General features: G+C 68.5%; 4 protein-coding genes and 1 rRNA gene. All 5 read right to left on the bottom strand.

Features of this window, described 5'->3' with window-relative positions; genetic code table 11:
• Positions 1–259: 259 nt before the first annotated feature.
• Positions 260–1,549: a TIGR02679 family protein gene (locus AC56LG_RS24675; RefSeq protein WP_497168674.1), complete on the bottom strand. Its 1,290-nt coding sequence runs from the start codon at positions 1,547–1,549 to the stop codon at positions 260–262.
• Complete coding sequence (locus AC56LG_RS24670; RefSeq protein ID WP_497168673.1) at positions 1,546–5,706, bottom strand: TIGR02680 family protein; 4,161 nt, start codon at positions 5,704–5,706, stop codon at positions 1,546–1,548. Before AC56LG_RS24670 ends, AC56LG_RS24675 begins: the two co-directional genes overlap by 4 nt.
• Positions 5,706–6,959 (bottom strand): TIGR02678 family protein, encoded by a 1,254-nt coding sequence (locus tag AC56LG_RS24665; protein WP_497168672.1) that lies wholly within the window; start codon positions 6,957–6,959, stop codon positions 5,706–5,708. The genes AC56LG_RS24670 and AC56LG_RS24665 overlap by 1 nt, the downstream gene beginning before the upstream one ends.
• Positions 6,949–8,484 carry a TIGR02677 family protein gene (locus AC56LG_RS24660; RefSeq protein ID WP_497168671.1) on the bottom strand — a complete coding sequence of 512 codons (1,536 nt, stop codon included), beginning with the start codon at positions 8,482–8,484 and terminating at the stop codon, positions 6,949–6,951. The genes AC56LG_RS24665 and AC56LG_RS24660 overlap by 11 nt, the downstream gene beginning before the upstream one ends.
• A gap of 146 nt (positions 8,485–8,630) precedes the next feature.
• Positions 8,631–8,737 (bottom strand): 5S ribosomal RNA (gene rrf / locus AC56LG_RS24655); the annotation flags it as partial.

Raw genomic sequence — 8,737 nt, 5'->3', positions numbered from 1 at the left:
ACAACGCTTAATACTTTTGTGAACATTTGATAATTTAAGTAATCAGCAGAGCTTACGCAACTGCTGGCACCTTCATCAAACGCCCACACTTATCGACTGTTAATTTTTAAAGAACTTTATTCGGTACTACAGCTTGCTGTCAGCGACAAATCGTTTTGTTTGTCATCAGCAGGAACAAGAGTATGAAGCAATTTCTGATTCTCGTCAACTCCCTTTTTGCTACACCGCACTACTGCGCGGCGCCTTGCTTTAACTTCAACTACTTGATTTCGTTGTCGTTTTTGCGAGGAGGCGAATCATAGCAAATGACGTGGGTATCCGGCAAGGATTGTTTTGGACGCATGTCCAGATCCCGTAACAGCCGGGCCGCCAGCGCTTCTTCGTCGATCGCCCTGCCCTGCATTTGCATTGCCTGCGTCAGTGCGCTATCCCAGCGGGCCTCGACCGCCGCTCCCGCCAGCGGCCGCGTCGCTCCCGCATCGGTGTCGAGCGCACTCAGGTAATCGGTTGCACCAAAACGCCAGGGCGCCGCTCCAAACATGTCGACGACCGTATTCGCGATGACGATGCCCGGCCAGTCGAAATCGCCGTGGTAATGTAGTCGGGCGCCCGCCAGCGCCAACTGCGACAACAGCGCACGCTGCGCCGCCGCGGGCATGCCGTCCGTGCACACCAGCGGCGCGCACTGGGCTCCCAGCGCATCGGCTGCGATGGCCACCAGGTTCGGGTTTTCGCATACATAGACGTCGCGCGATGCGACGTTCCATACGGGCGCCGAACGCATCAGCGCCCGCAGCGACAGGTAGCCCGGCTCGCCACTTGGGTCACCTGCACTTGCGCCCGCACTGCCCGGCAAGTTCAGGAACAACACCGGGCGCGCCAGTTCATTGACCAGCACTCCCACTGCCGCCCATAACTCGCGCACCGTTTCCTCACCCTCGGTGGCATCGGCCCCCGCGCGTTCGCGCCGCAGTACGGCAAGCACGATGGTGGCTACCGGGCTGCCTGGATCGAGCGCGTGCGCGTCGCCCAGCAACTGCGCAGCCAGGTGGGAGCGCGTCACGGCCGCCGCCGGCAATTGCGCCAGCACGGCCTGCACGCGCCCGATCAGCGCCGCGGCGACCGGCAAGTGCGCGGCCAGGCGCTTGAGCAGGCCCAGACCGCGGCCATCGGAGAGAAATGCGGCCAGTCTGCCGTCCGTCACCAGCGCGCGTACGCTCTCCCAATTGCGCGTGGATTCGGCACGCGCCGCCACCAGGTCGACGATTGGCCCATCGAGCAGTTCCAGCGCGTGCCGCAAGGAGCTTGCCAGCCCGGCATCGGCCAGGCGCGCGTCCAGCTCCGCGATATCGAACCGCAGCGAGCCGGCCTCGCTCGGGCGCCGTCCAAGCAGGCCGGCCAGGGCATCGCGCTCCGTCCCGCTCAGGTTACCGAGGGTGACGACGCCACTTTCACGGCCGCGCTGATAGCGACTGCGCAGCCGTGCCCGCAGTGGCGCCAGCGCGGCGCCGCCCAGCAGACGCGCCAGTTTCAGGTTCGCGTCGCTCATTCGGCGCTGGCCTCGGCCGCATCCTGGAAGCGCCGCGCGCCATCTTCTTCAAGCCGGCGCGCGCGGCCGTCCCAGCTCCAGCGCGACACGTGAACGGCGTCGATGCCTTCGTGCCGCTGCAGCTGGCAAATCGACACGCCAGGCAGCTCTGCATAGCAGGCCCATTCGCGCTCGCTGGTCATGACGAAGTCGAGGTCGAACTCGCGCACCAGGGCCATGCAGTGCGCACGTGCGGCATCGTCGATGCCGGCAAAGGCTTCGTCGAGCAGCACCAGGCGCGGCGCATGACGCGATCCAGCATGCGTATAGAAACTCGACACCGCCGCGAACAGGGGCACCGTCAGCCCGAGCGCGCGCTCGCCGCTGGAAGCGGGTCCCGACAGCGGGCGCCACTGTCCATCCTGCCAGCGCTGCACGCGGAAGCGATGCCAGCGCCGGTAGTCGAGCGCACGTGCCAGCAGTTCGAGCAGGCTGCCGCTGCGCCCGGCATCGTCGCGTGCACGCTCGGCCGCGATCCGGTTCTGCAGCATGCGCCCCACCACTTGCCGGTCTTCCGCCGACCAGGCGTCGTAGCTGGTGCTCAGCAGACGCTTGCGCGCGGCTTCCAACCCAACCGGTGCGCCCTCGCTGCCCTCCTCCAATGCCTGCCACTGCAGGCGGAAGCGCACGCCCGTCGAGGTCGGGCGTTTGGCCAATTCGATGTTGATCGTCGCCACCCGGCGGTCGGCTTCCTGCAGGCGGCGCTGGATCGCCGCCGCCACTTCCGCCTGCAGGTGATTTTCGAGCACCTCGGTCTCGCGCGCGGTCAAGAGTTCCTGGCGCTGCGCGATCTCGGCGCGGATGGCCGCCTCGATGATGTCCGGACGCTGCGGCCGGTTCTGGTAGACGATGGTGACGATCATGCCGTGGTCGCTCGGCTCGGCCTGGCCCTGGTGGCCAAGCGCGGTGAGTGCGCTCTGCAATTCGGAAAAGTCGCGCGCATAGGCGCTTTGCACGCGTGACCAATCGTCCTCCTCGGCATCGACTTCTTGCAGCAGTTGCTCGGCGCGGCGCGCCACACCAAGTGCCGGCTCGATACTCCATGGCGCAGGCGGCAGTTCCAGTTCGGGCAGCGCGATGGCCAACAGTCCGGTGGCGTTGAATTGTTCGAGTCCGTGCACCGCGCCCTGGCGCAGCGCGCTGCGTTCTTCCAGCGTCGCGGCGGCGCTTGCGGTGCGCTGGCCGCTGACGGCGCGGGTTTCGCTGGCCGCACTGAGCAGCGCACGCGCATGCTTCAACGCGGCTTCTCCATCCTGCACCGCCTGGCGCAACGCCGCCAGCCGCGCCGTGAGTTCGCCCACCTGGGCGCCGACCCGTTCGCGCAGCGTGTCCAGGCGCGTATGCGCCTCGTCGACGGCTTCGGCACAGCGCGCCGCCTGCTCGCGGCGTCCGGCGACGTCGCGGTTGCCGTCCTCGAGACGGTCTTGCTGGCGGCGCCGTTCGGGCAGCACATCGCGCACCTGCTGGGCGCGCAGCAGCAGGTCTTGCAATGCCTGCGCAGCCGCGTCCAGCGCGGCGGAGACTGCCGCCAAGGCGCCGCCATCCGGCGGCAGCTGCAGGTCGGCGGCATCGCGCTCGAGGGCAGCGCGCGCGGTGCGCCAGGCATCGGCCGCCGCGGCCAGGCGCGCTTCGGCCGCCACCAATCGGTCGGCGAACTGGCGCCGCTCGCGTTCCAGTGCAGAAGCCTGTACATGGGCGCCGCGCAGCGCCGTATCCGCCGGCGCCGCGTCCCACTCGGCCGCCGCGCGGGTGCGCCGTTCAGCCAGCAGCCCGAGTGTCCCCGACAAGGTCGTTTGTTCTTCTTCCAGCAGGGCCAGGGTGGCGTCGATCTCGCCGATGCGCCGGCGGCGCGCCTCGGCCCGGCTGGCCGCGCCGATGTATTCGGCGGCCGGCTTGGACCAGGCGCCGGCCAGCGGCCCGATACGGAAGCGTCCGTCGGGCGCTATCCAGGTCTCGGCGCCGCTGTCGTGCGCGCCGCAGGAAACCGATGCCAGCAAGCGCTCGACCAGCAGCGGGTCAAGTGCGCACGGTTGCGCCGGCGCCAGCCAGGCAGCCAATGAGTCGGCCTGCGCCGTCCGTGCGCGCAGCAGCGTGTCGAACAGCGGCGCGTTGGCGCCGGCGTCGATGGCGCCGTCGGGGCTGACCCAGGCATCAAGCAAGCCGGCCGCCTCCAGCGCGGCTTCAAGGCCGGCACGCTCGGCCTGGTCAGGTACGCCGGCGCGGAACTCGACCAGCCGCCAGAACGGCGCGCCCAGGCGCCCATCCGGGCGCGCGCCGGGATCACGCTGATACGGCGCCGGCGGCGCGCTATCGACGCCGTTCGTCAGGTGCTCGCGCTCCTGGCGAACGGCCAGAACCTGCGCATCGAGCAGCGCGCGGCGCGCTAGCGCGGCTGCCTCTTCCTGCGCCAGCCGCAGGCTGCTGTCATGCTGGGAGCGCATCAAGACAGCGCGGGCGGGATTCTCGCCTTCGAGGCTGCGGGTCCAGTCGGCCAGTGCCGGCAGCACCGCTGCGCTGTCGATCGCCAGTTCGCGCAGCCCAGCCGCATGCGCGCTCCATGCGTCAACGACCTGGTCGGCCTGCGCGAGCAACTCGGCCTCGCCGGCCGCCAGGCGCCCGGCGGCATCGGCGAGGTCATCGGCACTGTCGTCACGCCGCGTCTGCGCCGCCTCGCGCGCCTGTCCCGCCGCATCGAGCTGGCGCAGGCGCTCGGCTACCACAGCGATATCGGCACGACGCTGCCGGCCAAGGTTGCGCAAGGCGCGCTCCATCTGCTCGTACTCCGCTGGGTCGAGAGCGGCCAGGGCATCCGGTTGCGCGAAGCAGACCGTGGCTGCCGCGAAGTCCTCGCGCTGCGCCAGGCCGGCCGCCGTGCCCGCATCGTCGAAGCCGGCGGCAGCGCGTGCCAGCGCGGCGCAGGCGGCTTCAGCGCGTTCGGCATAGCCGCGCAGCGCATCCGCGTCGCGCGCCTGCCGCTGCACGGCTTCGCGCAATGCTGCCTGCGCTGCCTCCAGCTCGCGCCGGCGCGCGCCAAGATTGCGGGCGAGTTCGTCGATGCGGTTGGCGTCCTGCATCCGCGGATCGGACTGCATTTCGTCGAGCGCGGCGCGGTCGCGCAACTGCTGCGCTTCGGCGGCATCGAGCGATGCGCGCAACGCTGCCTCGGCCAACTGGTCGGCGTCGAAGGCGGCACGTGCTTCGTGCAGTTCGCGGCTGGCCTTGTCGAAGCCGGTCTGCGCCGTGCGCAGCACGCGCGCCTGGCGCCGCGCATTCACCCGCGCGTACTGGCTGTAGCGGCGGTTGAACTGACCAACCGCTTTGGCCAGTTCGTTCAGTTCGGCCAGCTGCTGGCCATATTCTTCCAGCTGGTTCATGGCCTCGGCCACGTCGGCCAATAACTCGTCCGGCAGCGGCGCCAGCGCTTCGGTGAGCGCATTCGACAGGTTCTCTTCGTTCGGTTTTTTTGACAGCTGCGGCTGGCGCAGCTGGATCAGCGTATCCATCAAGGCCGCGTAACGCGCTTCCCCCAGGTGGAACAGGCGCTCGTCGACCGCGCGGCGATAGGCTTGCGCGGTGTCGAACAACTGTCCGCTGCCGTCGAGCGCCTGCGCCAGGCGCTCCTTGCCCAGCACTGCGCGCCGTTCGTCGATCAGCCACAACTCGCGCCCGACACGCTGGCCCTCGGTAATGAAGTACCAGGTGTCGACCTGGCTCCGCGCCGCGACCGCCGACAGGCCGCAGCCCAGGGTCAGGTAGCGCGGCTGGCCATCTTCGCCGATGCGGCCGAACTCGATCCACGCATAGCCGACCCGGCGCTCGTGCTTGCCGAGCAGCAGATTCCACGCCATCTTCTTGGTGGCGTCGCCATCGGGCTCGATGCGCGACGATTTGATGCTGGCGTCGAACAGGAAAGGCAGCGTGAGCGACAGTACCTTCGACTTGCCGGTGCCGTTATTGCCGCGCAAAAGCAGATGGCCGTCGCGGAACCAGAACTCTTCGCTATCGTAGTGAAACAGCTCCACCAGGCCGATGCGCAGAGGTTGCCAGCGCGCCTGGAGCGGCTCGGGAAGTGGCGGCAGCGCAGGCGCAGCGCCGCTGGAAAACAGGGAATCGGGCATCAGAATAAGGCGTCCTGGGCGCGCTCGGCGCCCTTGTTTGTCGTGCGCTTGCGCGCGACCAATTCGGTGTCGCCGAGTGCAAAGCGCGCCAGTGCCGGCAGCGGATACACACCTTGCGCATCGCGCCGGACCAGCCGGAGCATCTCCAGCCGTCCCAGCGCATTGCTAGCCAGGTCATGTTCGGCGCCGGGCTCGCGCGCGGCCTTTGCCCAGTAGCGTCCGTACTCGGGAATCATGGCGCGTACGGCCTCGCGCACCGCCGCCTCGGCAACGGGTAGCCCAGGGTGGGCACGGCCGGCGCTTGCCAGGAATTCGGCGACCAGCAAGGTGACATGGGATGCGGTGCCGGCCGCCGGCATGGCGACGTCGGTGAGCTCTCCACTCTCGTCCACCAGGGCCAGGCCTTCGGCGCGCTGCTCGGCGCTCAAGCCGGTAGCCTCGCCAAGGCGCGCGGCAAGCGCACCACGCTGGTTCTGGAAGTAGGCGCGCAATGCGGGACGGTCGTCCAGTTCGTCGAGGTAGACCACCGGATCGTCGAGCAGGCGGCGTGCCAGGTGGTGACGCATCGCGGTGCGGCGTCCCTCGTCGCTGTCGGGGGTAAATTCTTCGGTCAAGGCGGCAAGGCGTTCGTCCAGCCGCAGCGGGGCATGCTCGAACGCCCAGGTCGAGGGGCCGCGCGCGGCCGCCAGCAGGCCGGCCAGTGCGCGCCGCTGTACGTCGTACAGGGCGTCGCCGACCTTGCTGACAAAGGCGTCTTCGTCGCCGGCCACGCGCAGCAGCACGCCAAGCGACAGCAGATAGCGGCAGGTGGCCACCAGCTCGCGCCGTTCGTGATGGCTGTCGAGGGTAAAGGTAAAACCGCGCGTGCCGAGTTCCGGATCGGCGGCCAGGGCCAGCAGCTTTTCGCCAAGGGTGCGCAAGGTGATCTGCGGTTCGGCGCGCTCGAGCGCCGCGCAGGCCAGGCAGAACAGGATGTAGCGGCGGCGGTCGAAATCGGCGGCGCCGCGACTGGCGTCGGCCAGGTCCGCTGGCCGCTTGTACAGGCGCGCGCAATCGCGCTCGACGTGCAGGATCCAGCCGGCCGCCTGCGAGAACCAGTCGCGCAATTCGCGTTCGTGGCGGCGCACGGCGTGAAAGACCGGATGCGACGCCGTCATCAAGGGGCACATCAACAGGGCGCGCAAGGCGTCGCGACGCTCGTCTTCGCGATGGCGCGCGAGCACGTCCTTGACCTGGGCGGCATCACGCGTCATGGCCGCCTCCGGTAGCGGTGATCGTCAGCAGGTGGTCACGCCCGCTGAAGGTGCCAAAGCTGGTCTGGATACTGGCGACGCTGTCCGCCTCCAAGGGCACCAGGCGGATCTGCAGCAGGCCGTCCGCACTCTGGCATGTCACTTCGGCGCCGGGGCGCGCCTGCGCCACGAGCGCTTCGCCGAGCAGGTTCAGGAACAGCCGGAACGCCTGTGCATCGAGCATGCCCAGGTCGGACAGGCGCGTCGCCCGGCCGGTGGTGAGCACCGCACGCGCCGCGTCGATCTCGGCCCGCTCGGCGGCAACGCGGGCAGCCAGCATGGCGCCCTCGGTATCGCGTGCACGGACATGCGGCGGCGCGCCGCGCGGCGTCAGCTCGCCCTGCTCGCGCAGGCGTGGATGCACGCGCACCGGCGGCGCGTCGGCCCAGGACGTGGAGGCGGGCACCGGGTCCGCATGCGCGCTATCGGCTTGCAGGCTGAAGTGACGGGCGGGATTGAGTGCAAAGCCGGCGCGCCACAGGCGGTGCGCCTCGGCGTCGCTGGCGGTATCGGCGAACCAACGCGCCAGGATGCGATAGTCGGCCGAGCGGTCGCTGCGCCCGCTGCGGCGTTCGTTCAGGTTCGCCACCGCCGCCAGCAGTTGCGGGATCGCCGCCCTCACCTTGGCGCGCAAGAGCTCCGACTGGGCCTGGATGTGGCCGTCGCTGATGAACCAGCGCGACAGACCACGCCAGCGCTCGCGCCAGGTGGCCATGCGCTCATCCAGGGCCGCTGCCTGCCCGGCCTCGTCGCCAGGCGCCGCATCGCGCCGTTCGCGCTGCGCGGCAAGCAACAGCAGCGGCTCGATCCGGTTGTCCAGTTCGAGCAAGCGGCTGGCGATTGCGCCCGAACGGCCCACCAGGTCGCTGACGAAACGGTTCAGGTAGTCGATCAGGCGCTGCTTGAAGGCGATCACGGCCTGCACGTCGGCCTGCTGCAATTCGATGGTGCGGGCGACGCTGGCCATGAAGGCCTGGGCATTGTCGGCCAGGCCGTCGAATACACGCACCAGGTCGCGCAAGGCGGTGTGTACCTTGGCCGGGTCGGGTGCGGATTCGCTTGCCAGGGCGAGTAGCGCATTGAGCTGGGTGAGGATGTCTTCGAGGGCGACCGTCTGTAGTTCGCTCTGCCGTGCGAGAGTGCGCGCAAAGACGGCCAGGCCCGCTTCGACGGCCTCGCCGCCAAGCGACAAGCGGTACAGGAAGCGCGCCCGATAAAAATCCTCGACGCTCGAGACACGCGCCGTATCCGGATGCGCCTCCAGATTGCCCCAGTCCGCCAGCTGCGACAGGGCGTGCTGGATCTCGTCGAGCGGCGGCGTTGTGCCAGGCCAGCGCGCTTCGATCTGCACCTCGTCGGGCCGCAACTGCAGCCTGAACTGCCGTTTGGCGGCCGCGAACGTATCCATAATAGCCCGGTACAGTGCGGCTTTGTCGGCCGCGACGTGGCGGAACAAGTCTCCGGCGGACTGGGCAAGCGTCGGCATTGTCTCTGGATGGTGATCGGGTAATCCCCGACTATAGTGCGGGGTTGCGTGAAGGTCAACGCCGGACCGGCAGGGCCTGATTGAAACAAACGACCCAAAGCAAAAAACCCCACCAGGATCACCTGGTGGGGTTTTGCTTATAACTAGCCTGACGATAACCTACTTTCACACTGGTTGCAGCACTATCATCGGCGCAAAGTCGTTTCACGGTCCTGTTCGGGATGGGAAGGGGTGGGACCGACTTGCTATGGTC

Source organism: Telluria sp. ZB2R32 (assembly GCF_059685715.1).
The sequence above is the reverse complement of the archived record's forward strand: the minus strand, read 5'-3'. Positions and strand labels throughout refer to the sequence as shown.

Excerpts from the sequence above, each read along its gene's own strand:
- AC56LG_RS24665 (WP_497168672.1), bottom strand. The coding sequence starts at position 6,959 with ATGACGCGTGATGCCGCCCAGGTCAAGGACGTGCTCGCGCGCCATCGC.
- AC56LG_RS24670 (WP_497168673.1), bottom strand. The coding sequence starts at position 5,706 with ATGCCCGATTCCCTGTTTTCCAGCGGCGCTGCGCCTGCGCTGCCGCCA.
- AC56LG_RS24660 (WP_497168671.1), bottom strand. The coding sequence starts at position 8,484 with ATGCCGACGCTTGCCCAGTCCGCCGGAGACTTGTTCCGCCACGTCGCG.
- AC56LG_RS24675 (WP_497168674.1), bottom strand. The coding sequence starts at position 1,549 with ATGAGCGACGCGAACCTGAAACTGGCGCGTCTGCTGGGCGGCGCCGCG.